The 21,847-nt window shown below is 72.1% G+C and carries 20 protein-coding genes; 11 read left to right on the forward strand and 9 right to left on the reverse strand.

The genetic code is table 11. The features are described 5' to 3' along the window. Positions 1-39: 39 nt before the first annotated feature. Positions 40-1,650, reverse strand: coding sequence for an ABC-F family ATP-binding cassette domain-containing protein (locus QQZ13_RS09415; RefSeq protein WP_284528761.1), 1,611 nt, complete (start codon positions 1,648-1,650; stop codon positions 40-42). 256 nt (positions 1,651-1,906) lie between these two features. Next, a complete protein-coding gene (locus QQZ13_RS09420; protein WP_284528762.1) occupies positions 1,907-2,554 on the reverse strand; it encodes an alpha/beta hydrolase in 648 nt (215 codons plus the stop codon). A 96-nt stretch (positions 2,555-2,650) separates the two neighbouring features. Here QQZ13_RS09420 and QQZ13_RS09425 point away from each other — a divergent pair, with 96 nt between their 5' ends. The 3 genes from QQZ13_RS09425 (at position 2,651) to QQZ13_RS09435 (ending at position 6,699) form a co-directional block, all read left to right on the forward strand. Then, the gene (locus tag QQZ13_RS09425; RefSeq protein WP_284528763.1) at positions 2,651-3,307 is read left to right on the forward strand and encodes an NUDIX hydrolase family protein; all 657 of its coding nucleotides are present in this window, start codon (positions 2,651-2,653) and stop codon (positions 3,305-3,307) included. 59 nt (positions 3,308-3,366) lie between these two features. Beyond that, positions 3,367-5,280 carry a M3 family metallopeptidase gene (locus QQZ13_RS09430; protein ID WP_284528764.1) on the forward strand — a complete coding sequence of 638 codons (1,914 nt, stop codon included), beginning with the start codon at positions 3,367-3,369 and terminating at the stop codon, positions 5,278-5,280. Positions 5,281-5,373: 93 nt separating this feature from the next. Further along, complete coding sequence (locus tag QQZ13_RS09435; RefSeq protein WP_284528765.1) at positions 5,374-6,699, forward strand: cell division initiation protein; 1,326 nt, start codon at positions 5,374-5,376, stop codon at positions 6,697-6,699. Between the two features lie 171 nt (positions 6,700-6,870). Here the strand turns inward: QQZ13_RS09435 and QQZ13_RS09440 are convergent, their stop codons facing one another. Then, positions 6,871-7,938 carry a low specificity L-threonine aldolase gene (locus QQZ13_RS09440; RefSeq protein ID WP_284528766.1) on the reverse strand — a complete coding sequence of 356 codons (1,068 nt, stop codon included), beginning with the start codon at positions 7,936-7,938 and terminating at the stop codon, positions 6,871-6,873. 129 nt (positions 7,939-8,067) lie between these two features. Between QQZ13_RS09440 and QQZ13_RS09445 the strand changes: the two genes are divergently transcribed. Continuing rightward, positions 8,068-9,504 carry an MFS transporter gene (locus tag QQZ13_RS09445; protein ID WP_284528821.1) on the forward strand — a complete coding sequence of 479 codons (1,437 nt, stop codon included), beginning with the start codon at positions 8,068-8,070 and terminating at the stop codon, positions 9,502-9,504. A 6-nt stretch (positions 9,505-9,510) separates the two neighbouring features. On the opposite strand, the gene QQZ13_RS09450 is transcribed toward QQZ13_RS09445, so the two are convergent. Together QQZ13_RS09450 and QQZ13_RS09455 are read right to left on the reverse strand one after the other, a co-directional pair. Then, a complete protein-coding gene (locus QQZ13_RS09450; protein WP_284528767.1) occupies positions 9,511-10,200 on the reverse strand; it encodes an SDR family oxidoreductase in 690 nt (229 codons plus the stop codon). Beyond that, entirely contained in the window at positions 10,193-11,602 is a 1,410-nt protein-coding gene (locus QQZ13_RS09455; protein WP_284528768.1) for a DUF6421 family protein, read from the reverse strand. The genes QQZ13_RS09450 and QQZ13_RS09455 overlap by 8 nt, the downstream gene beginning before the upstream one ends. Positions 11,603-11,718: 116 nt before the next feature. Between QQZ13_RS09455 and QQZ13_RS09460 the strand changes: the two genes are divergently transcribed. The 5 genes from QQZ13_RS09460 to QQZ13_RS09480 all read left to right on the forward strand — a co-directional run bounded on the left by QQZ13_RS09460 (position 11,719) and on the right by QQZ13_RS09480 (position 16,414). Continuing rightward, positions 11,719-12,174 carry an Lrp/AsnC family transcriptional regulator gene (locus QQZ13_RS09460; RefSeq protein WP_284528769.1) on the forward strand — a complete coding sequence of 152 codons (456 nt, stop codon included), beginning with the start codon at positions 11,719-11,721 and terminating at the stop codon, positions 12,172-12,174. A gap of 62 nt (positions 12,175-12,236) precedes the next feature. Further along, entirely contained in the window at positions 12,237-13,442 is a 1,206-nt protein-coding gene (locus tag QQZ13_RS09465) for a sensor histidine kinase (protein ID WP_284528770.1), read from the forward strand. Continuing rightward, positions 13,439-14,095 carry a response regulator transcription factor gene (locus QQZ13_RS09470; RefSeq protein ID WP_284528771.1) on the forward strand — a complete coding sequence of 219 codons (657 nt, stop codon included), beginning with the start codon at positions 13,439-13,441 and terminating at the stop codon, positions 14,093-14,095. The genes QQZ13_RS09465 and QQZ13_RS09470 overlap by 4 nt, the downstream gene beginning before the upstream one ends. Positions 14,096-14,192: 97 nt before the next feature. Next, positions 14,193-14,954 carry an ABC transporter ATP-binding protein gene (locus QQZ13_RS09475; RefSeq protein WP_284528772.1) on the forward strand — a complete coding sequence of 254 codons (762 nt, stop codon included), beginning with the start codon at positions 14,193-14,195 and terminating at the stop codon, positions 14,952-14,954. Between the two features lie 17 nt (positions 14,955-14,971). After that, complete coding sequence (locus tag QQZ13_RS09480) at positions 14,972-16,414, forward strand: ABC transporter permease (protein ID WP_284528822.1); 1,443 nt, start codon at positions 14,972-14,974, stop codon at positions 16,412-16,414. Positions 16,415-16,498: 84 nt separating this feature from the next. Here QQZ13_RS09480 and QQZ13_RS09485 read toward each other — a convergent pair whose 3' ends face one another. Continuing rightward, the gene (locus QQZ13_RS09485) at positions 16,499-17,086 is read right to left on the reverse strand and encodes a hypothetical protein (RefSeq protein WP_284528773.1); all 588 of its coding nucleotides are present in this window, start codon (positions 17,084-17,086) and stop codon (positions 16,499-16,501) included. Positions 17,087-17,138: 52 nt separating this feature from the next. Between QQZ13_RS09485 and QQZ13_RS09490 the strand changes: the two genes are divergently transcribed. Further along, complete coding sequence (locus QQZ13_RS09490) at positions 17,139-17,777, forward strand: 2-phosphosulfolactate phosphatase (RefSeq protein ID WP_284528774.1); 639 nt, start codon at positions 17,139-17,141, stop codon at positions 17,775-17,777. Positions 17,778-17,976: 199 nt separating this feature from the next. Here the strand turns inward: QQZ13_RS09490 and QQZ13_RS09495 are convergent, their stop codons facing one another. The 3 genes from QQZ13_RS09495 to QQZ13_RS09505 all read right to left on the reverse strand — a co-directional run bounded on the left by QQZ13_RS09495 (position 17,977) and on the right by QQZ13_RS09505 (position 19,959). After that, the gene (locus QQZ13_RS09495) at positions 17,977-18,465 is read right to left on the reverse strand and encodes a SprT-like domain-containing protein (protein ID WP_284528775.1); all 489 of its coding nucleotides are present in this window, start codon (positions 18,463-18,465) and stop codon (positions 17,977-17,979) included. Between the two features lie 29 nt (positions 18,466-18,494). Further along, on the reverse strand, positions 18,495-19,016 hold the full coding sequence (locus QQZ13_RS09500) for a hypothetical protein (protein WP_284528776.1): 522 nt from the start codon (positions 19,014-19,016) through the stop codon (positions 18,495-18,497). A gap of 79 nt (positions 19,017-19,095) precedes the next feature. Beyond that, positions 19,096-19,959 (reverse strand): spermidine synthase, encoded by an 864-nt coding sequence (locus QQZ13_RS09505; protein WP_284528777.1) that lies wholly within the window; start codon positions 19,957-19,959, stop codon positions 19,096-19,098. A gap of 146 nt (positions 19,960-20,105) precedes the next feature. Here QQZ13_RS09505 and QQZ13_RS09510 point away from each other — a divergent pair, with 146 nt between their 5' ends. Beyond that, a complete protein-coding gene (locus tag QQZ13_RS09510) occupies positions 20,106-21,770 on the forward strand; it encodes an ABC transporter substrate-binding protein (protein WP_284528778.1) in 1,665 nt (554 codons plus the stop codon). The last annotated feature ends 77 nt before the right edge of the window (positions 21,771-21,847 follow it).

Consider the following 21,847-nt stretch of genomic DNA (forward strand, 5'->3'; position numbering starts at 1 on the left):
ACAGGTGGTTAGGCTCGATCATAGGGACGTCTCATGCCGTCATCGGTATGCGGTCTCGGTGAATATGCGCTCGGAGAGCATCCCGTCCCGCAGCTCGAGCACGAGATCCGGCCAGATCCGCTCCAGGAACGCGTCGTCATGGCTGACGACGAGCACCGCGCCGCGATAGCCCGCGAGGGCGTCGACCAGCTGATCGACCGTCTCGAGATCGAGGTTGTTGGTCGGCTCGTCGAGCACGAGGAGCTGCGGCGGCGGGTCGGCGAGCATCAGTCGTGCCAGCGCTGCGCGGAAGCGCTCGCCGCCCGAGAGCGCCGACACCGGCCGGAGCACCGCGTCGCCGCGGAGGAGGAACCGCGCCAGCCGATTGCGCAGCTCGACGTCGCCGATCCCCGGGGTGCGGAGGTTCTCCATCACCGAGGCGTCGTCGTCGAGACCGTCCACGCGCTGAGACAGGTAGCCGATCCGGTCGGTGTAGGCCTCTGCGTGCAGGTCGGGCATCGCCGCCCCGCCAGCGCCGACGAGGCGCTCGACGAGCGTCGTCTTGCCCGCGCCGTTGGGGCCGACCAGCGCGACCCGCTCGGGACCTTGCACCACCCACGCCCGCTCGGCGTCGCCGACCATCGCGATCCGGCGACCCGCCGCGACGCCCGGATCGGGCAGGTCGATGTGGACCGACTCGTCGTCGCGCACGCGCCGCCCGGCCGCGTCGAGGTCGGCGCGGGCCGTGGCGACGCGATCGGCCGCCTCGGTCCGGAGCTTGCCGGCCGACACCTGCGCCGATCGCTTCCGCGCCGCGGCGATGATGCCCGGCACGCGCTTCTCCACCTGCGCCTTGCGGCCGACGGCCTGCCGATGCGCGATCTTCGTCTCGGCCTCGATACGGTCGCGCTTCTCACGACGCACGGCCTGGCGCGCCGCCGACTCCGCCTGGCGCGCCGCCGCCTGCTCGACCTCCAGGGCCTCGCGCCACGCGGTGAACGGGCCGCCGTAGACCGACAGGCCGCCGGCGTACAGCTCCGCGGTCTCGTCCATGAGGTCGAGCAGTCGGCTGTCGTGACTCACGACGATGAGCGTGCCGCGCCAGGCGCGCACGAGGTCGTACACCCGGGCGCGCGCATCGCGGTCGAGATTGTTCGTCGGCTCGTCCAGCAGGGCGATCGGCGCGCCGCGCAGACGCACCCCGACGAGCGCGGCGAGCACCGCCTCGCCTCCCGAGAGCGCGCCGATGCGCCGGTCCAGGGCCCCGCCGGGCAGTCCCGCCTCGGCGAGGGCGGCCGTGGCGCGGGCCTCGACGTCCCAGTCGTCCCCGACCGCGTCGAAATGCGCGGGATCGACGTCGCCCTGTTCGATCGCGCGGACGGCGCGCAGCGCGTCGCCGACGCCGAGCAGGTCGGCGACGGGGCGCTCCACGTCGAGGGTCAGCTGCTGCGGCAGCCGGTCGACCGCGCCCGACACGGTCAGCTGGCCGGACGTCGGCGTGCGCTCCCCGGCGATGAGCGAGAGGAGCGTGGACTTGCCGGCGCCGTTGCGGCCGACGAGCCCGGTGCGTCCCGAGCCGAAGGCCCCGGACACCTCGCTCAGCGCGGTGGTGCCGTCGGGCCAGATGAAGGAGATGCGGTCGAGGGTGACCGCGGAGATGTTCGCAGGCATGGAGCCTCCCTGATGTCGGGTCGTCGTGGGTGCGCCGACGGCGGACACCACGAGCCCGGATCATCCGGTGGTCGGAGGACGGGAGGGAGTCGACGACGTCAGCGCGGGATGGAATCGCTGACGCGTCGCGGAACAGGCCCTGTCGGAGAGACGGAGGGTGCGACGGCTCAGCGCGGGATCACAGCGCGGCGTCGAAACCCTTCAACGGTCTTCCTCACACTCGGGACGGGGAACACGACGATCCTACCCGAGGGCGTCAAGCGGCCTCCAGACGCTTCTCGAGGAACACCCGCACGTCGTCGAGCTCCTCCTGCGACACGCTGTGGGTCAGCCCGGCGTAGACCCGCCCGCTGAGGTCGACATGCTCCGGGAGCCACTGCACGGTGTGCGCGACCCGATCCGCGGGGATCACCTCGTCACGCGCGCCACGGCCCCAGAACACCGGCGGACGACGCTCGGCGAGCTCGGCGTCGGTCGGGAGCGGTGCGGCGTCGACGTAGCCGGCGAGGTTGACCGCGAAGGCGAAGCGCTGGGGACGGAGCCGCATCGCCTGGAGCGCGACGACCGCGCCCTGGGAGAACCCGAGCAGGCCGACGGACTCGGCCCCGCCGGCGGCGTCGTCGAGCCAGGCGAGGAACCCCTCGGCCGCCGCCGTCGTGCCCTCGGGATCGCGGCCGCGCAGGCCCTCGATCGGGAACCACGACCAGCCGGGGGTCGGGAACGGCGGGCTGAGGGGCGCGCGCACGGCGGCGACGACGTAGTCGGCCGGCAGGTGCGGCGCGAGGCCGAACAGGTCCCGCTCCTCCGAGCCGTAGCCGTGCAGCAGCACCAGCAGCGGACGGCCCGCCCGGTCGGCGGGCGGCGCGCTCCACAGCACGGCATCGGGGTCCAGCGCGGGGCTCATGCGCCCATTCTCGCAAAGCGCACCCGCACGCCGCCGTGTCCGCCGCGCGGCGGGTCCCCGGTTCGCCCGCGCGGCACGAGCGGGTATACATGGTGCATGGCCGTCCGCACCCCCGACCCCGACCCGAGCGACCGCGACGACGACGGGAACGCGCGCGATCCGCTGCGCGCCTACGACCGCCAGGGTCACCCGGTCGGCGACGGCTCGTTCGGCTCGCCTGCGCCGGGGAACGCCGCCAATCCCGGATGGCTCACCGAGATCGAGCTCGCCGAGGCGCGCCGCCGCCTTCCGATCCTCTACGTCGAGGCGGTGCCGGTGCGCACCGACGGCACCGGCACGGTCACCGAGGTCGGCATCCTGCTGCGGGCGACGCCGCTCGGCGAGATCACCCGCTCGACCGTGTCGGGCCGGGTCCGCTACGGCGAGACGGTGCGCGACGCGCTGTTCCGTCACCTCGAGAACGACCTCGGCCCCATGGCGTTCCCGCTGTTGCCGCCGCAGCCGGTGCCGTTCACGGTGGCGGAGTACTTCCCGATGCCCGGTCTCAGCGCCTATCACGACGACCGCCAGCACGCCGTCTCGCTCGCGTTCGTCGTGCCGGTCACCGGCACGTGCGAGCCTCGGCAGGATGCGCTCGAGGTCACGTGGCTCACGCCCGAGGAGGCGGCCTCCGATTCGCTCGCCGCCGAGATGGAGGGCGGGCGCGGCACCCTCGTGCGGCTCGCGCTGGCCTCCGTGGGCGCCCTGCGCTGACCGGCTCCCCCCGCCGCGCCGACGACGCGGGCTCCGGGCCTGCGCATAGGCTCGGATCCATGAGCGCTCCCGAGCCCTTCGTCTTCCCCACCACGCGCGACGGCTGGCTGGCCGCCGCCGCCGAGCACGCCGAGGCCGCCATCCGGCTCGTCCGCCACTTCGACGCCCAGCTCACGGCGGGTGCGTCGTCGGCCACCGAGGCGCTCGACCTGTGGAACGACGCCGATCTGGCGCTGCGCGGGACGATGAGCGAGGCGTACCTGCTGAGCGAGGCGCACCCCGACCCGGCCGTCCGCGCCGCCGCCGAGGAGGCCGTGCAGAAGCTGGAGGCGCTGTCGTCGTCGAGGCTGCTCGACCCTGCGCTGTTCGCCGCGCTCGCCGCCTTCGAGGGCGCGGAGATGGACGCGGAGCAGGAGCGGCTGCTCACCCACACCCTTCGCGACTTCCGCCGCGGCGGCGTGGCGCTCGGCGAGGAGGACCGGCAGCGCGTCCGCGAGCTCACCGACCGCGATACAGAGCTGAGCCTCACGTTCGCGCGCAACATCCGCGAGGGCAGGCGGGAGATCCGCGTGCGGCCGGCCGACCTCGCCGGTCTCCCGCAGGACTTCCTCGACGCCCACCCCGCCGGCGACGACGGCCTGGTCGTCCTCACCACCGATTACACCGACCTCATGCCCGTGCGCGAGTACGCGACGGTCCGGGAGACGCGCACCGCCCTCGTGTCCGCCTACAACGACCTCGCCTGGCCCGACAACGACGCGGTCCTCACCGAGCTGCTGGACGTCCGCGCCGAGCGGGCGGCGCTCCTCGGCTACGCGGACTGGGCCGACTTCGAGACCGAGCCCCGGATGATCGGCTCGGGAGCGGCGGTGCGCGCCTTCCTCGACCAGCTCGACGACGCCTCGCGCGCGGCCGCCGATGCCGAGTACCCGCTGCTGCTCGAGCGACTGCGCCGCGACGAGCCGGATGCCGACGAGGTGACGATCGCGGACTTCTTCCACGTGCTCGGCCAGCTGCGGCAGGAGCGCCACGACGTGGATGCGCAGCTCGTGCGGTCCTACTTCACGTTCGAGCGCGTGCTCCCGGGCGTGCTGGAGACGGCCGGACGTCTGCTCGACCTGTCCTTCGTGCCGGTGGATGTCGCGACCTGGCACGAGGACGTCCGCTCGTACGACGTCGTCCGCGGCGAGGAGCGGCTGGGTCGCGTGCACCTGGACCTCCATCCCCGTGACGGCAAGTTCAGTCACGCGGCGTGCTTCCCGCTCGCCCCCGGTATCGCGGGCCGCATCCTCCCCGAGGCGGTCCTGCTGTGCAACTTCGCGCGGGGGCTCATGACCCACGACGAGGTCGTCACCTTCTTCCACGAGTTCGGACACCTCGTCCACGACATCCTCGGGGGCGCCCAGCGCTTCGCGCGATTCACGGGGGTGGCGACCGAGTGGGACTTCGTGGAGGCGCCGAGCCAGCTCCTCGAGGAGTGGGCGTGGGACCCCGGGGTGCTCGCGACGTTCACCGCGGGCCCCGACGGCCAGCCCATCCCCGCCGATCTGGTCGAGCGCATGCGGGTGGCCGACGGCTTCGGCCGGGCGCTGGAGGTACGCCGCCAACTGGGGCACGCGAACGTCTCGTACCACCTCCACGTGGACCGTCCGGCGGATCTGCAGGCGGCGACCGAGCACTGGTACACGGTGACCTCGCCGGTCCAGCCGCTGCGCGGCCTGCACCCCTACGCCGGGTTCGGGCATCTCACCGGCTACGGATCCTGCTACTACACGTACCAGTGGAGCCTCGTGATCGCGCGCGACCTGCGCTCGGCGTTCGGCGACGATCTGATGGATCCCGAGGTCGCCGCGCGCTACCGCCGGGAGATCCTCGAACCCGGCGGCCGGCGCGACGCCGCCGACCTCGTGGAGTCGTTCCTGGGGCGCCCGTACGCGTTCGACGCGTACCGGGAGTGGCTGGGCGGGCACTGACGGGATCCGCCGCTCCGCGCCGGGGGCGGGAGCGGTAATCTTCGAAGTGCCGGTGTGGCCACCCGGCATCCCCCACACCCTCGCGGAGTCCTCATGCCCGACCTGCACACCTCATCCGGCGACGAGAACTCGCCGTTCGACGACCTCCTCCGCTCGCAGGAGGGAGGCTCCGACGGCGCCGCCGAGGCGACGTTCACGACCGCCTTCCGCGGCTACGACAAGGGCGAGGTGGAATCGGCGATCTCCGAGCTGACGACGCGGCTGCGCGTGCAGGGGGAGGAGCTGTCGCAGCTGAAGGACCGCTACCGCCGCACGGTCGCCTCGGCCAAGGCGCAGCGGTCCCAGCGGGTGGAGGAGCTGGAGGCCGAGCTCACCGTCGCCAACGCCAAGGCCGCCAACGCCGAGGAGCAGGTGCAGACCCTCACCGAGGAGCTCCTGGGGTCGTCGGGCGAGTCGGGCAACCGCCGCCAGTTCGAAGAGGTGCTGCACGTGGCCGAGGAGCAGGCGAGCCTGCTCATCAAGAACGCGAGCATCCAGGCCGACCGGCTGCTGGAGTCCGCGAACGCCGAGATCCAGAACCGCCGCAAGGAGGCCCAGGCCGACGCCGACGCGATCATCGCGCGTGCCGAGCACGACGCCCAGCAGGTGCGGGTGCGGATCGACACCGAGCTGACGGCGCACCAGGCGCAGCTGGATCGTGAGCGCGCCCACGCCGCCGAGAAGGTGGCGCAGGCCGAGCAGGAGGCCGCCGTCGTCCGCACGGAGTCCGAGAAGGGCGCCGCCGCTCTGCGCGCCCTCGTGACCCGCGAGACCGAGCAGGCACGCGCCGAGGCGGAGGAGGCGGTGCGCGCGCTCCGGATGCGGGCGCTCGAGTTCGAGGAGTCCCTCACCCGCCGCCAGGACGACGCGCAGCAGGAGTTCCTCGTCCTGCACAACCAGGCGGTCGCCCATGCCGAGCGCATCACCAAGGACGCCAACGACCAGGTCGCCGCGTCGCTGGAGCACGCGCAGCGCATCACCGCCAAGGCGGACGACTTCGACCGGCTGATGCGCGCACAGGCTTCGCAGATCGAGGCCGACGCGCACCTGAAGGCCCGCGATCAGCTCGACCGCGCGCGCGTGAAGGCTCAGCAGATCATCGACTCGGTCACCACCCACGCCGAGTCGGTGCTGCGCGACGCCGAGGATCGCACCCGCCAGCTGCGCTGGCAGCAGCATCAGCTCACGAGCTTCATGTCGGAGGTCCGCGAGCTCATGCGGACGGAGTCGGTCGCCGATGCGCAGCTCGCCGGTCGGGACGCCGACGACATCCCGACCGAGGATGCCGACGAGACGCCGGCGGAGGATGCCGAGGGCACGCCGGCGGAGGTCGAGCTGGAGCAGACGGTCGAGTCCGTCTCCGCCGTCGAGAAGTCCTGACCGCTCCCGAGCCCGCCTCGACCCGCCGAGCCCGCCTCAACCGCCGAGTGAGATGGCAGTCGTCGTCGTCTCCCGGCCGCCGAAGCGACGACGACTGTCATCCGATCGGTCTACAGCGACAACGAGTGCCACTCCACCAAGCCCCGAGCGAGGCCGGTCCTCGTCGAGGGGTCAGCGCGTCGTGAGCCGTCCGAGCTCGGCGACGAAGGCGTCGACGTCGGTCTCGCTGGTGTCGAACGAGCACATCCAGCGCACTTCGTTGCGCGCGGCGTCCCAGTCGTAGAAGCGGAAGCTCTCGCGGAGGCGATCCGCGATGCCGTCGGGCAGCGTCGCGAAGACCCCGTTGGCCTGGGTCGGCTGCGTGAACGAGACGCCGGCGATCGAGCCGTCCGCCAGCCCGGCCTCCACGGCGGCGCGCAGGCGTGCGGCCATCGCGTTGGAGTGACGCGCGTTGCGCAGGTACAGGTCGCCCTCCAGCAGCGCGATCAGCTGCGCCGACACGAAGCGCATCTTGCTCGACAGCTGCATGTTGAGCTTCCGGAGGAACAGCAGCCCCTCGGAGGCCGCCGGATCGAGGACCACGATCGCCTCGCCCAGCATGGCGCCGTTCTTGGTGCCGCCGAAGCTCAGCACGTCGACGCCGACGTCGCGGGTGAAGGCGCGCAGCGGCAGGTCGAGGGCCGCGGCGGCGTTGGAGATGCGCGCGCCGTCCAGGTGCAGCCGCATGCCGCGCTCGTGCGCGTGGTCGGCGATGGCGCGGATCTCCTCCGGCGTGTACAGGGTGCCGAGCTCGGTGGACTGCGTGATCGAGACGACGAGCGGCTGCGCGCGGTGCTCGTCGCCCCAGCCCCAGGCCTCGCGGTCGATGAGCTCGGGGGTGAGCTTGCCGTCCTCGGTCGGGACGTTCAGGATCTTGATCCCCGCGACCCGCTCGGGGGCGCCGCCCTCGTCGACGTTGATGTGGGCCGTGGAGGCGGCGATGACCGCGCCCCAGCGGGGGAGCATCGACTGCAGTCCGGTGACGTTCGCGCCGGTGCCGTTGAACACCGGGAACGCCTCGACGCCCTCGCCGAAGTGCTGGGCGAACACCTCCTGCAGCCGAGCCGTGTACGCGTCCTCGCCGTAGGCGATCTGGTGCCCGTCGTTGGCGGCGGCGATGGCCGCGAGCACCTCGGGGTGGACGCCGGAGTAGTTGTCGCTGGCGAAGCCGCGGATGGTCGTGTCGTGGAGGGTGGTCACGGCATCCCAGCCTAGTTCGCGGCAGACCGCCTATCGCGTGTCGGCGGGGGTCGCTACCCTCGCGGTATGTCGCAACCCCCTCCTGATCCCGCCGCCGCGAGCGGGCTGCGCGCGGTGCCCGCGAACGGCATGCGCACCTTCCTCCACGTGCTGGTGAACACGGCCGCCGCGAACATCACGACGAGCTTCCTGTGGTTCGCGCTCACCTTCTGGGTCTACCTCGAGACGAAGTCGGTGCTCGCCACGGGCATCATCGGCGGCGCGTACATGCTGCTGCTGGCCGTCTTCGGCATGGTGTTCGGCACGTTCGTCGACCGCCACCGCAAGCACCGCGTCATGATCCTGTCGGGGTTCGTCACGCTCGTCGCGTTCCTGCTGGCCGGCGGCATCTACCTGTCGCAGCCCGAGGGCACGCTGCTCGATCTGGGACAGCCGTGGTTCTGGCTGTTCTCCGGGATCATCCTCGCCGGCGCCGTCGTCGAGAACCTCCGCAACATCGCGCTGTCGACGACGGTCACCCTCCTCGTGCCGACCGAGCGTCATGCCAACGCGAACGGCCTCGTCGGCACGGTGCAGGGGCTCGCCTTCCTCGTGACGAGCGTGTTCTCCGGCTTCGCCATCGGGTTCCTCGGCATGGGGTGGACACTGGTGATCGCGCTGGTGTTCACGCTGGCCGCCCTCATCCACCTGTTCACCCTCACCGTGCCCGAGGACGAGCCCGACCGCGACCCGGACGCGAAGTTCATCGACGTGCGCGGCGCGGCGGCGGCGATCCGCGCGGTCCCGGGCCTGTTCGCGCTGATCCTGTTCTCGACGTTCAACAACCTGGTCGGCGGCGTCTACATGGCGCTCATGGACCCGTACGGCCTCACGCTGTTCCCCGTCGAATGGTGGGGCGTGGTGCTGGCGGTGTCGTCGACGGGCTTCCTCATCGGCGGCGGCATCATCGCGGCACGCGGACTCGGGCGGAACCCGATCCGCACGATGCTGCTGCTGGTCATCGTGATGGGTCTCCTCGGCTCGCTGTTCACGATCCGCGAATGGTGGTGGCTGTACGCGCTCGGCATCTGGCTGTACATGATGCTCATCCCCGCGATCGAGGCGGCGGAGCAGACGGTCGTGCAGAAGGTGGTCCCGTTCGAGAAGCAGGGCCGCGTGTTCGGCGCGGCGACCGCGATCGAGGTGTCGGCCGCTCCGATCACGTCGTTCCTCATCGCGCCGATCGCCGAGTTCTGGATCATCCCCTACATGGACTCGGATGCCGGTCAGGACACGTGGGGCTGGCTCCTGGGCGAGGGCGAGGCCCGCGGCATCGCGCTCGTGTTCTTCTTCTCGGGCCTCATCATGGTCGTGTTCGCGATCCTGGCGTTCGCGACGAGGTCCTACCGCACCCTCTCGGCGGAGTACCGCGAGGCCCCGGAGACGCCCGTCGAGGGCGGTGGCGATGCCGGCGCGGACGCCCCGCACGGGGCCGCCGAGACCCCCGCGGAACGGCACGTGCCGCCGGCATCCTCTGCGCAGGCGCGTGGCGGCGTCGCCGACCAGGGGGTGGCCCGAGGCGACTGATCCGCCTCAGTCGGCGAGCGTGACGACGGTGTCGTTCACGGCATCGGGAGCCGCATCCCACAGGTGGACGAAGGCGCTCGCGAGGTCGGCTTCCCTCCCGGCCAGGGTCTTCACGCGGAAGACGACGGCGGCCGCGCGCAGCGACTCGCCGGCATCCCGCGCCGTCTTCGTGAAGCCGTGCGCGAGGGCGCGCGTCCATGCTTCGGTGGCCGCTTTCACGGCGGCGTAGTTCGCGCCTCCGGCGAGGGGCCGAACCACCGCCGTCGAGGACACGACCGCGACCCGCGCTGACGCGGAGTCGACCAGATCGTCCCAGAAGGCGCGCGAGAGATGCCGCCACGCCGTGAGCGACTTCTCGAGGAAGCGGTAGTCGTCGTCGGTCTGACCGGCGACGCCGCCGCCCCCGCGCCATCCGCCGACGAGGTGCAGGACGCCGTCGACCCGTTCGCCCGTCGCGGCGAGCTGCGCCGCCAGCGCCCGGACCGCGTGCTCGTCGGTGAGGTCGCACACCGCCGCCCGCGCGCCGAGCCGTGTCACGGACGCGAGTCGCTCCTCGTCGCGCCCCACCGCGACGACGCGTGCGCCGGCGTTCACCAGCGCACGCGTCGCCGCTTCCCCGCTCGCGCTCGTCGCCCCCGCCACGAGCACCAGGCGCCCCCCGACGCCTGCGGCCTGCCGAGGAGCGTCCTCAGCCATCGGCGCCGGTGATCCCCGACGTCGACGCGATGACGTCCCGCATCTTCTTCTCCAGCGCCTCGAAGAACATCGACAGGGGGAACTCGTCGTCGAGCACCGCGTCCGTGTAGCCCTTCGGCGGACCGGCGAGGATCTCGTCGGGCAGACCGCGTGCCCACGCCGACGCCGGGTGCGGCGTCACCGTCGCGCGGACGAGGTCGTACGCGGCGAGCCAGTGCGCGATCTTGGGACGGTCGATCGAGCGCCAGTAGAGCTCGTCGATCGCCTCGCCGAGCGCGACGACGGCGGCCGGGACCTCATCCCAGTCGAACGCGAGGGCGGTGTCGGTCCAGTGCAGCACGCCGCGCTGGTGCAGCCACGCGAACAGGAGCTGGCCGCCGAGCCCGTCGTAGTTGCGCACGCGGGTGCCGGTGATCGAGAAGCGGAAGATGCGGTCGAAGATCACCGCGTACTGCACGAGCCTCGCGTGCTCGAGCATCTCGGCCTGGACCGCGGTCAGCGACTCGCGCTCCCGCAGATCGCGCTCGATCGCGACGCACTCGCGGAAGGCGGTGAGATCGCAGCGCAGCTCCTCCAGCGAGTAGAGGAAGTACGGCATCCGCTGCTTGATCATGAACGGGTCGAACGGAAGGTCGCCGCGCATGTGGGTGCGGTCGTGGATGATGTCCCACATCACGAACGTCTTCTCGGTGAGGGCCTGGTCATCGAGCATCCGCGCTGCGTCGTCCGGGAGATCGAGCTTCGTGATCTCGGATGCCGCACGCACCACCCGGCGGTACCGGGCGGCCTCGCGGTCCTGGAAGATCGCCCCCCACGTGAACGTGGGGATCTCGCGCATGGCGACCGTCTCGGGGAACAGCACCGCGGAGTTGGTGTCGTAGCCGGGAGTGAAATCGAGCAGGCGCAGCGAGACGAAGAGCTTGTTCGTGTAGGTCGTCTCCAGCTCGGCGATGAACTCCGGCCAGATGACCTCCACGAGCACCGCCTCGACGTAGCGGTTGCGCGAGCCGTTCTGGGTGTACATCGGGAACACCACGAGGTGGGTGAGGCCGTCGATGCGGTGCTGCTGAGGCTGGAACGCCGTCAGGGAGTCGAGGAAGTCGGGCACGCCGAACCCGCCGTCGGCCCAGCGCTCGAAGTCGTGGATGCTCGCGGCGAGGTACTCGGCGTCGTGGGGGAAGAGCGGGGCGAGGGCGCGGATGGCGCCGATGATCGTCTCGACGTAGGCGCGCGCTTCGGCGGCGTCGCCGCTGACGGAGCCGTCCTGCTCCTGGAGCTCCTGCAGGGCCGTGGCGGCGTCCTTCAGTGCGAGCCACGCCGGCTGTTGCGCGAGCGACAGGACGTCTTCGACAACCTCGGGCTCGCCGATGACGGACGTCGAGGAATGCGTGGTCAGGGACATGATGAACCTCCGATCGGGCTCGAGGACGGGTGCGCGTGCGGCGCAACGCCAAGTCTACGAGAGAAGTTCCGCCGTGATAAATGGTGGGCCGTAAATTTTCCTGTAGCGTCGCTTGTATGGCACTTTCCGACGTCGACGGCGGCATCGTCCGGGCACTCTCGCGCGACGGGCGGGCGACGCTGTCGCAGCTGTCCGTCGCCGTCGGACTTTCCGTCTCGGCCGTCCAGGCCCGGCTGAAGCGGCTCGAGGCCGACGGGACCATCACCGGCTACCGCGCCACGATCGACCCCGAGGCCGTCGGCAAGCCGCTTGCGGCGTTCATCGAGATCACGCCGCTCGATCCGGCCCAGCCCGACAACGCGCCGGAGCTCCTCGCCCACCTCGATGAGATCGAGGCCTGCCACTCTGTGGCCGGGGTCGCCGCGTACATGCTGTTCGTGCGCGTCGCCACGCCGCGCGCCCTCGAGGAGCTCATCCGCGAGATCCGCGCCGCGGCCTCCGTCAGCACGCGCACCACGATCGTCCTGCAGACCTTCTTCGAGGGCCGTCCCCTCACGCCCGCGCGCGCATGAGCTCCCGCGGGATACATCGCGCGGCGGATGCCGCGGCGAGCGCGCTCGCGTAGCGTCGAGGGGTGCTCCGCCCGCTTCTGAGATACCAGCTGACCGTCGACGTCGTCGTCGCGGTGCTGTTCTTCCTGGGCTCGGTGCTGTTCATCGTGATCCCGTACGGCTTCTGGACGGGCGTCGACACGCGCGCGAGCCTCCTCGTCGCCGTGATCGTCACGGCGGGCTTCTCGATCGCGCTGGGCATCCGTCGCTGGTCGCCGCCGCTCGCGCTCGGGCTCGTGTGGCTCCTGGCGCTCGTCCAGATGGCCTTCGGCCTGCCGCCGCTGCCCTCGAACGTCGCGATCTTCGGCGTGCTGTACGTGACCGCCGCCTACGGCAGCCGGCTGCTGTTCTGGCTGGGCTTCGCCTCCGCGATGGTCGGCGCCCTCGCGATCACCCTCTATCTGATCGTCCCGCCGCTCATCGCGGGCGGGTGGAGCCTCATGGGGGCGATCGAGGCGAATCTCCTCGTCGGCGTCACGGTGTTCTTCAGCGCCGCCCTCGCGCTCCTGCTCTCGTGGACCGTCGGCGCGCTCGTCCGCACCGCCCTGCGGGCGCGCGCCAACCGCCAGGCGCAGGAGCGCGCCGAGGAGGAGACGGCGGTCGAGGCGGAGCGCAACCGCATCGCGCGCGACATGCACGACGTCGTCGCCCACTCCCTGGCGGTCGTCATCGCGCAGGCCGACGGGGCACGGTACGCGGCCGCCGCCGACCCGCAGGCGGCGAACGAGGCGCTCGGAGCCATCTCGACGACCGCGCGCTCGGCGCTCTCCGATGTGAGGATGCTCCTCACCCAGCTCCGCCACAGCCAGGCCGACGGCCCGCAGCCGTCGATCGCCGACCTCGAGAAGCTCTACGCGCAGGTGCGCGGTGCGGGCGTCGACCTGCGCATCGACGTCGACCCCGCCCCGACCCAGGAGGCCCCCGCGTCGGTCCAGCTGGCGGTGTACCGGATCCTGCAGGAGGCACTCACCAACGCGCTCCGGCACGGCTCCGGCGGGGCGGTCGACGTGGCGCTGGCGTGGCATCCTGACCGGGTGCACCTGAACGTCCGCAACCCCGCGCCCGATGCGCCGACCGCTGCCGCCGGCGACGGCCGGGGACACGGCCTCATCGGCATGCGCGAGCGCGCTCAGCTGGTCGGCGGGACCTTCGAGGCCGGGCCGCGCGAGGGCGAGTTCGTCGTCACGGCGACGCTCCCCTTCGCGGGTGTCGGGATGGGTGCGCGATGAGCACGCCCATCCGCGTGGTCCTCGTCGACGACCAGGCACTGTTCCGCGCCGGCATCCGCATGGTCATCGACTCCCAGCCCGATCTCGACGTCGTCGGCGAGGCCGGCGACGGGGCTGAGGCGCTCGCCGTGGTGCGCGCGCAGCGACCCGACGTCGTCCTCATGGACATCCGGATGCCGGTCATGGACGGGCTCGCCGCGACGGCCGAGCTCCTGCGCGACCCCGCTTTCGGCTCCGAGCCGCCGAAGGTGGTCATGCTCACCACCTTCGATCTCGACGAGGCCGCCGCGCGCGCCATCCGTCAGGGGGCGAGCGGCTTCCTCCTCAAGGACGCCGATCCGGAGTTCCTGCTGGCGGCGATCCGCACCGTCCACGCCGGTTCGTCGGTCATCGCCGCCGCCGCCACGCGTGAGCTGTTCGCCCACTTCGGCGCGTCCACGCAGGCCCCGCCGCCGAGCTTCGCCGCGCTCACCGACCGTGAGCGGGAGATCTTCGCGCTCGCCGCGCGCGGCCTCTCCAACGGGGAGATCGCCGCGCGGGAGTTCCTCTCCGAGGCGACCGTGAAGACGCACATCAGCAGGATCCTCACCAAGCTCGGCCTGCGCGACCGCGTGCAGCTCGTGGTGTTCGCCTTCGAGCACGGGCTGGCCTGAGCGGTCCGTCCGGCCCGTGCCGGATCATCCTTCCGATGTACGCGGTCGCGACTGCGGACCGACGACCGCGCGGCTCGCCGTCCGTAGCGTCGGAGGCATGGAGATCACAACCACAGACCTCGGCCTGGCTGCCCGGGTGCAGAACCTCACCAAGACCTTCGGCGCGGGGGAGAGCGGCGTGCGTGCCCTCGACACGGTCACCGTCGGCATCCGCCGCGGGGAGTTCACCGCGATCATGGGTCCGTCCGGCTCGGGCAAGTCGACCCTCATGCACATCATGGCGGGCCTGGACGCCCCCACCTCGGGGCGAGCGTGGATCGGCGACACCGAGATCACCGGCCTCTCGGACCTCGAGCTCACCATCCTGCGCCGTCGTCGCGTCGGCTTCGTGTTCCAGGCGTTCAACCTCGTGCCCACCCTCGACGCGCTCGGCAACATCATGCTGCCGTTCGACCTCGACGGCCGGCGTCCCTCGGCACTCGAGAAGGCGCGCATCGACGGGCTGATCGAGTCGCTCGGCCTGTCGGCGAGACTGCGCCACCGTCCGCACCAGCTGTCGGGAGGCCAGCAGCAGCGCGTCGCGATCGCTCGCGCCCTGGCGACGGCCCCCGACCTGGTCTTCGCCGACGAGCCGACGGGGAACCTCGACTCCCGCTCGAGCCGCGAGGTGCTCGCGCTGCTGGCGGCGGCGAGCCGCGAGCACGGTCAGTCCATCGCGATGGTGACGCACGACCCGGTCGCCGCCGCGTACGCCGACCGCGTCGTGTTCCTCGGCGACGGCCGCATCGTCGCCGACAAGCCGAAGCAGACCGCCGAGCAGGTCTCGGCCCACATGCTCGCCGCGGAGGTGGCGGCGTGACCGCCGTCGCCGAGCCGATGCCGGCGACCGTCGCGGTCCCCCGCACCGCCGGACGCTGGTCGTGGCTGCGCGAGCGCGGCATGGGCGCGACGGTCCTCGTGGCGGCGATCTCGACCGCGTTCGGGGTCGCGCTCATCAGCGCCACCGGATACATCGGCGCCACGATGCTGGCGACGCCCTACTACGGCTCCTCCGAGACGCTCGCGTTCGTCGTCGGCATCCTGGGGATGCTCCTGCTCGCGGTCGCCGTGTACGTGGCGGCGATCGTGACCGCCAACACGTTCGCGACCATCGTCGCCGGACGCACGCGACGGATCGCCCTCATGCGGCTCATCGGTGCCTCGGCGCGCTCGCAGCGTTCCGAGATCGCGACCCAGGGCTTCGTCGTGGGCGCCATCGGGGCCCTCCTCGGCCTGGTCGCCGGGGTGGTGCTCGTCGCCGCGGCGCTGCCGATCCTCGACCGGGTCCTGGAGGGCGGCGCGGACTACGCGGTGCTCCAGCCCTCGCTGCTGCTGCCAGCGGCCGCCGTCACCCTCACCACCTGGGCGGCCGCGTGGGCGGGGTCGCGCCGCGTGCTGACCGTGACCCCGCTGCAGGCGCTCGGGGGCTCGGTCGAGCAGACGCACGAGGACGTCTCTGGCCGCCGCGGGCGCAATGCCGCCACCATCGCGCTCGGTGCCGTGGGGGTCGCGCTGCTCGCCGGCGGCCTGCTCCTGGGCCTGCTCAGCCCCCTCGGGGTAATTGTCGCGTTCTTCGGCGGGCTCTTCTCGTTCACCGCGCTCACCCTGGCCGCGGCGGTCGTCATGCCTCCGCTGCTGCGGCTCACCGGACGCCTGTTCGGCCGGTCCGCGACCGCCCGGCTGGCGGCGGAGAACGCGCTCCGGTACCCGGAGCGCTCCAGCCGGATGGCCATCGGCGTCGTCATGGGTGTGGCGCTCGTCACGATGTTCGCGGTGGCCGCAGAGTCGGCCAAGGCGCTGGTCGCCGCCTCCAGCGGCGGGGAGGCGGACGTCTACTTCACGCAGATGGTCGACTCGTTCGCCGGCGTGATGATGGCGCTCGTCGCCGTGAGCGCGGTGATCGCCGCCGTCGGCCTCGTCAATCTGCTGACGATCGGGGTCGTCCAGCGCCGGCGCGAGCTGGGACTGCTGCGCGCGCTCGGGCTCACCGCCGGGCAGGTGCGCCGGATGGTGCTGCTGGAGGCGACGCACATCACCGTCACGGCTCTGGCCTTCGGGCTCGTGCTCGGCACCGTCTACGGCTGGATCGCCGCGCAGTCGGTGCTCGGCTCGGTGCCGATGCCGCCGCTGTGGCAGGCGCCCACGTTCGTGCTGCCGGCGGTCCCGCTCGTGCCGACGCTGGTCGTGGTGGCGGCCACCGCCGTCCTCACGCTGATCGCCGCGGTGGTCCCCACCCGGCTGGCGACCCGCGCGACGCCCGTCGAGGTGCTGGCCGAGTGATCGGCCGCGCACAACTCCTGCGATCCGGTGGGCTGGGGGAGGGGATCGGCCCTTCTCGGCCGATTCGCCACCGGATTTCAGGAGTTACGCGCGTGGGGTAGTCGCTGCCTCCGGGGCAGCCGGGGCAGCCGGGGCAGCCGGGGCAGCCGGGGCAGCCGGTGCCTCCGGTGCCTCCGCGGGCGCCGGGTCGTGCGCCCAGGACGGAGCGAGCTGCCGGAGGCGCATGCCGCGCCACTGCCAGGTGGTCCACAGCACCGGCCACAGGACCGCCGCCGCGGGTCCCCCGATCACGAGCCGCTCGCGCCACAGCGTCCGCGCCGGGTCTCCCGGTGCCGCAGAGACGGCCATCTGGTGGTCCCAGACGTCGAGCGAGGCGAGCGGTCCGGTGAGCGGGATGCCGCTGTCCCGCAGGATCCGCACCGGCCCGTCGGGCCCGTCGAGGCGCCGGTCCTCGACATGGATGAGCTGGGCGCCGAGCGGGACGGCGCCGGCCAGCGAGAGCTGCACCGGCACGTCCATCCCCGGCTCCAGCGACGTGGGGAGCCCCACGGAGGCCATCGGCTCCAGCTCCAGGAGCGGGCCGTACAGCTCCGCGACGACGCGCGGGGAGTGCAGCGCGCGCCAGGCGGCATCGGCGTCGCAGTCGAGGACGAGCTTCAGCAGGATGCGCATGCTCCAGTGTCGCACCGCACCCGGCACGCGAGCGGACGCCTAGCCTGGAGCGGTGACTTCCGCGTTCGATCAGTCCCGCTACCAGGTCCGTTTTGAGTGGGGCGCGACCGGCCTCGAGCGTCTCGCCCCCTCCGACGTCGTCGTCGTGGTCGATGTGCTCCGGTTCTCGTCGACGGTGGCCGACCGGGTCGCGGCGGGGGAGCCGGTGGCGCTGGACGCCGACGCCCACGCCGTCTCGCTCAACGGCGCGGCCGTGGCCGAGCGCGCGGCGGGGGCGGGGGCGACGGTGCTGCTCGGCTGCCTTCGCAACGCCTCGGCCACCGCGCGCGCGGCGCTCGAGGAGCAGGTGCGCCGCGGAGCCCGCACGAGCATCGCCGTGATCGCCGCCGGCGAGCTGACCTCCCGCGAGCCGCACGCCCCCCTGCGATTCGCCGTCGAGGATCAGCTCGGTGCCGGCGCGGTCATCGACGCACTCGGAGCCCTCGGCGTCGATCACACCTCGCCCGAGGCGGCCGCGGCGTGCGAGTCGTTCCGCGGCCTGCGGGGCGCCGTCCGCCATCTCCTCACCGCATCGGGTTCGGGTCAGGAGCTCCTCGAGCGCGGCGCACGCGACGAAGTGCTCCGTGCCGCAGAGGTGGATGCCGTGGCATCGGCGGCGGTGCTCCGTGACGGCACGTTCGTCGCCGCCTGACGGATCCGGTGCTGCGCGGCCCCGCTGACACGGCCGCCGCACGCGGATCGGATGACACTCGTTGTCGCGTCAGACCGCTCGGATGACAGTGGTCGTCGCTTCGGCGGACGGGAGACGACAACGACTGCCATCTGAGTCGGGTCTGGCTCCGGGACCGCCACCTCGACGGGCTCGCGAAGTCGACGGCCGCAGGCTCCGGCTAGCGCGGTGTCATCGCGGCAAGCCGCGTGGCGGGCGTGATCTCACGTCGCGTCCACGCGAGCAGGAACCGCTCGTCGAAGCGCGGCGAGCACTTCGCGCACGACGTGGCCCGTGTGGCGCGACGGTGACGATAGGCCACGTGCCCCGCGGGACAGACCCCCACCCAGGGGGCGAGCTCGGTCGCGGTCTCGCCGCGGTGCGTGACGCCGCCGGTGTAGCCGAGCTCGCGGGCCGTGCGCTTCCAGGCGGCGCCGTGGCCGGCGCGCGCCCCGGCCAGCGCGTGGGCGATCTCGTGGAGCATCGTCTGGCGGTTGGTCTCGGCGTCGTAGCGGGCGGACAGGTAGCGAGACAGGGTGATGCGCTGACGGGTGTAGTCGCAGGCTCCGGCGCGGCGCTTCGCGTTGTCGAAGGCGAACGTCCACGACCCGTCCAGGTGCGCCGCCATGAGCGCCTCCGCCTCGCGGCGGACGTCCAGCAGATCGGTCATGCGAGAAGAGTAGGTCGGCGGTCCGACACTCAGCTGGCGACCGCGGTGCGGCGCCGGTCGGCCGCCTCGATGGCCAGCAGCGTCGACTCCAGCTGCTCCTCGGGGGCGCCGGACTCCTGACGCAGGAAGAGGGCGCGCTTGAAGTCGCTGCGCGCGGCGGCGTAGTCCTCGGCGTCGTAGCTGACCTTGCCGCGGTGCTGGTAGGCGAACGCCGCCAGCGCCGCCCAGCCCTGCCCCTCGGCCTCCTCGGCGCAGGTGGTCAGCTCCTGCAGCGCGGCGGCGTACGCGCCGCGGAACTGGAGGATCGTGGCGTGCAGGATGCGCGCGCGCAGCAGGTCCTTCCGGGTGCCGCCCATGCGCGCCACGCGCACCGACTGCTCCGAGACGACCAGGGCGTCCTCGAGGCGGTCGAGCACCTTGAGGAGCCACACCCGCTCCAGGAGTGCGGGGAGGCTGCGCTGGTCGCCCAGCTCGCTCAGGCGCTCCTTGCAGCGACGGGGATCGACCTGCTCGCGCAGAGTGTCGGGATCGTATCCGAGGATGTAGCTCACCGTGTCTCCCTCCGACGCCGCGCGGTTCGCCCATCCAGTGTCACCCGGGCGGCTCGGAACGCCCCGAGGACGCGCCGGGTCAGCGTTCGAACACGGACGCCGCCGGCTTGGGCGAGGCCTCGGCATCCGCATCGACGCTCACGCGCGCCCCGCGCGCGAACTCGTCGAGCTCCGCACCCTGCGCCACCTTGGCCGGATGGGGACCGGCCGCCATCAGCCGGGGCAGCCACTGCATGGGAAGCGGCGACGCCGACGCGGCGATGACGAGGTTCCCGAAGCGCCGTCCCTTCAGGGTCTGCACCTCGGCCAGGACGATGACGTGATCGAGCACGGCGCGCACCGTGGCCACCTGACGCCGCGCGAACGAGAGCCCCGCGCCGTCGGCGACGTTCACGAGGAGCACGCCCTCGGGGGCCAGGAGCGCGGAGAGCGTGCGGAAGTACTCGACCGTCGTCAGGTGGGCGGGTGTCTGCGCGCCGGCGAACACGTCCGACACCACGAGGTCGGCCGCTCCGGCCAGGCCCGCAGGCAGGCGGCCGGCGACATCGCGGGCGTCGCCGATGCGCACCCGGATCTGCGCCCCCCGCGGCAGCGGCAGCTGCGCGCGCACCAGGTCGACGAGCGGCTGCTCGAGCTCGATCACCTGCTGGCGGGAGCCCGGACGCGTGTGCTCGACGTAGCGGGGGAGGGTGAGGGCGCCCGCCCCGAGATGCACGGCGGTGAGCGGTTGTCCCGGCAATCTGAGCAGATCGACGACGGCGGCCATGCGCGCGATGTACTCGAAGTGCAGGTGGGTCGGATCGTCGAGGTCCACGTGCGACTGCGGTGTGCCGTCCACGTCGAGCTCCCAGCCGCCGGCGAAGCGGCTCGGCACCACGCGCGCGATCGTGCCGTCCGACAGGCGCGCCGACGGCCCCGCCTCCTCGATCCGTGCGCGCGCCATGGTCCCACGGTAGTCGGCCGGTTCGAAACAGGATCGAGACAAAGGTGTAACTGTGGCACAGCGCGTTCACAGGTAGCGTCGATCGCATCCCCCGGCGGGCGCATGCCCGCGCCTGGACGCCGGGCCCGCATAACGGAAGGTGCACAATGCTCTCCACTTCGAGAAGGCGCGCGCTCGCCACGATCGCGGCGGTCGCCATCAGCGGCCTCGTGCTCACGGCGTGCAGCAGCCAGCGCGGTCAGGAGGAGTCCGAGGCTCCGAGCGATGTCGACACGACGTTCGTGTTCGGCGCGTCGGGCGACCCGTCGAGCCTCGACCCCGCATTCGCCAGCGACGGCGAATCGTTCCGCATCTCGCGCCAGATCTTCGAGGGCCTCGTCGGCGTCGCGCCCGGGACGGCGGACCCCGCTCCGCTCCTCGCCGAGTCGTGGGAGCAGTCCGAGGACGGGCTCTCCTACACGTTCCAGCTGAAGGAGGGCGTGACCTTCCACGACGGCACGCCGTTCAACGGCGAGGCGGTCTGCTTCAACTTCGACCGGCAGAACAACTTCACCGGCGTCGCGCAGAGCGCGAGCATGTCCTACTACTGGGGCTCGCTCATGCGCGGCTACGCCGACACCGGCACGTCGATCTACGACGGCTGCGAGGTGGGCAGCGACACCGAGGTGACCATCTCGCTCACGCAGCCCTTCGCCGGGTTCATCCCCGCCCTCTCGCTCCCCGCGTTCGCGATCCAGAGCCCGACCGCCCTCGAGGAGTTCAACGCCGACGAGGTGGGCGGCACCGCCGAGGCGCCCACGCAGAGCGAGTACGCGACCGGCCACCCGACCGGCACCGGCCCGTTCAAGTTCGACTCGTGGGAGCCGGGCGCCGAGACCACCGTCTCGGTCTACGGCGACTACTGGGGCGAGCAGGGCCAGGTCGAGAAGGTCATCTTCAAGGTCATCGGAGACACCACCGCGCGTCGCCAGGCGCTCGAGTCCGGCTCGATCGACGGCTTCGACCTCGTGGCGCCCGCCGACCTCGGCGCGCTGGAGGATGCCGGGTTCAACCTGGTCAACCGCGCCCCGTTCAACGTCCTGTACCTCGCGTTCAACCAGGCCGCCGAGGGCCTCGACGACATCAAGGTGCGCCAGGCGCTCACGCAGGCGATCGACAAGGACGCGCTCATCTCGCAGGTGCTCCCGGAGGGCACCGTCGCGGCGACGCAGTTCATGCCCGATACGGTCGTGGGCTGGAACCCCGACGTGACGACGTACGAGTACGACCCCGAGGCGGCCAAGGCGCTGCTCGCGGAGGCCGGCTACGACGAGTCGAACCCGCTGGAGATCATGTTCAACTACCCCGTGAACATCTCGCGCCCCTACATGCCCAACCCCGAGCAGATCTTCGCGAACCTGCAGAGCCAGCTCGAGGCGGTCGGCGTGAAGATCACGGCGGAGTCCAACGAGTGGGGCGAGTACCTCGACCGGATGCAGGGCGGCAGCGACCACGGCATCCACCTGCTCGGCTGGACCGGCGACTACAACGACCCGGACAACTTCGTCGGCGTCTTCTTCGGCGCGGCCACGAACGAGTGGGGCTTCGACAACCCCGAGCTGTTCCAGGCGCTGACCGACGCGCGCGGACTGAAGACCGAGGAGGAGCAGGTCCCGGCCTACGAGTCCATCAACGAGCAGATCGCGCAGTTCATCCCGGGCGTCCCGCTGGCCCACCCCGTGCCGACGCTGGCCTTCGCGCCGCGCGTCACGGAGTACCCGGCCAGCCCCGTCCAGGACGAGGTGTACAACATGGTCGTGCTGTCCGAGTAGACGGCTGACCCGGCGGATGCCGCGACCGGCGCACCCGGTCGCGGCATCCGCGTCACCTCCCCTCCCACCCACCGGAG

Origin of the sequence: Microbacterium sp. T2.11-28, from assembly GCF_950097975.1 — a bacterium.
Taxonomy (GTDB): Bacteria; Actinomycetota; Actinomycetes; order Actinomycetales; family Microbacteriaceae; genus Microbacterium.